The 1857-nt window shown below is 40.4% G+C and carries 1 protein-coding gene; it reads right to left on the reverse strand.

Annotated features, from left to right (window positions below):
• The coding region (locus tag B2R65_RS00900; protein WP_286740286.1) for a methyl-accepting chemotaxis protein at positions 1-1826 on the reverse strand (1826 nt) is incomplete at its 3' end.
• Between the last annotated feature and the right edge of the window lie 31 nt (positions 1827-1857).

A 1857-nucleotide genomic window follows, 5' to 3' on the forward strand; every position in this document is an offset into this window, starting at 1 on the left:
TGCATTGATTTAGTTAAGTCATCAGAGAGCTGACTAAGTTGCTGTGCGTCTTGCAGTGTAGATTGTGCAGAGAGAAGAGTGTGATCTGCTAAGTTACTTACTTCTTGCGAATCAGTTAATGCTTGGGTGGTTGCGTTAGATTGCTCTTTAACCCGCAGTGCTATCTCTTCGCCTTGGTGTTTTATATCGCCCATGCTTTGCTCTGCACTTTGTAAAATATCGTTTGTTTCGGTGGCGGCGTTTACCGATTGTTCCATCTTCTGGACACTTGAGCGCATTTTTTGTTGTGTATCGTCAGAAGCTTGTTGGAGTGAGCTAATTATTTGGTGAATTTCTTGTGTTTGAGTTTGTGTACGCTGTGCAAGGGTTCTTACTTCATCAGCTACCACGGCAAAACCACGGCCATGTTCACCGGCTCGTGCGGCTTCTATTGCTGCGTTTAGGGCTAATAAATTAGTTTGTTCGGCTATTTCGCTAATGCCTTTACTTACTTTACTAATTTCTTGGCTATCTTGGGCTAAGCGATTAAGGGCTTGTTGGCTTTGGGTAAATTCTATTTGTAAGTCTTGCATATACTCGGCAAGCGCCATGGTGTTGTTAGAGCCTTGCTTTACATGCTGCGCGGCATCTTGTGCTGTTAACATCGCTTGATTAGCAGACTCTTCTACACTCACTGCACTTTGCTCCATATTACTTAGTGCATCATGAATAGCGTTTACCCGTATTTGCTGTTTTTCAACATCGTTACTCGTTTGGCTGCTTGCCTGTGAAAGCGATTTAGTGGCGCCACATAGCTCCACAGTGCTTGCTTTTACATTCTCTAAAAGTTTTGAAAAGGCATTAAGGAGTGAATTATATCGCGCTGCAATAATATCCATTTCATCGTTAGTACTTGAGTTGATAACCGCATTTAAATCGCCATTTGCTGCTCTTTGCGCAGCTTCGGCAAAGCGATTAATGGTATCAACTACCGCAAAATAAAAACCAACCATTAAGTAAAATGCAAACAATAAACTAATTAATGATGCAGCTAATACAGTGTTTCTTGTCAAGAGTTGCGTGTTCAGCTTTTCATTTATTAGCGACTCAAGGGTAGGAATGCTTTTATCAATTAGTTGGCTAATACGACTAAGCACTTGGCTGGTAAGCTCTGCAAATTCGTCTTGTGTAAGCTGTATATCATCCGGTTCAAGCAGCTTTTCATCAATGGCTGTTTTAAAAGCGGCTATGGCGTTATGTAAATTAGTGAGAGAGGGCGTCAGTGCTTTATTTACAGATGCATCGGCCGTGGTGGCAATTGTAAGTATTTTATCGAGTTGCTGCTGGTACAAAGGTAGCGACTTACTTAAGTTTGAAAGCGCAATGAAAGTCTCTGGTGTAAAACGCTGGTTAGTAAGAACAGTATTAGCGCTTTGTGCTGTCGCATTTATCTGCATGATAAGCGCAGGTATAGGCGTAACTAATGCGCGATTAACATAAGCACTCGCAAGTTGGTTATCTAAGGCTAAATTAGACTGTATTGAAACCAGCTCAAGTACGTTATTTATTTGCTCATCTTTTACATTAAAACCACGTGCTTTAGCTACTTTTACATTTTTATAGGTTTCACCCTGCATTTGATTTGCAAGAATGTCTCTGTAGCCCAGTAAACCTTGTTTTTGCATTTGAGAGACGCTGATACTCTCGCTTAATAAAGAGACTAAAAAAAACAAACTAAGCGCAAGGGGTAATAATAAGATACCAAAAACTAAACCAATTTTAGTTTTATATTTTAAGTTGCCCATTAATGATATAGCAGGTGCTGCTAAGTGCCTTAAGCTCGTCATACGTTTCTCTTGTGGGGTAAAAGTGAGTCTA

The organism is Pseudoalteromonas sp. UBA2102 (assembly GCF_002331165.1).
In the GTDB taxonomy this organism is placed as follows: Bacteria; Pseudomonadota; Gammaproteobacteria; order Enterobacterales; family Alteromonadaceae; genus Pseudoalteromonas; species Pseudoalteromonas atlantica.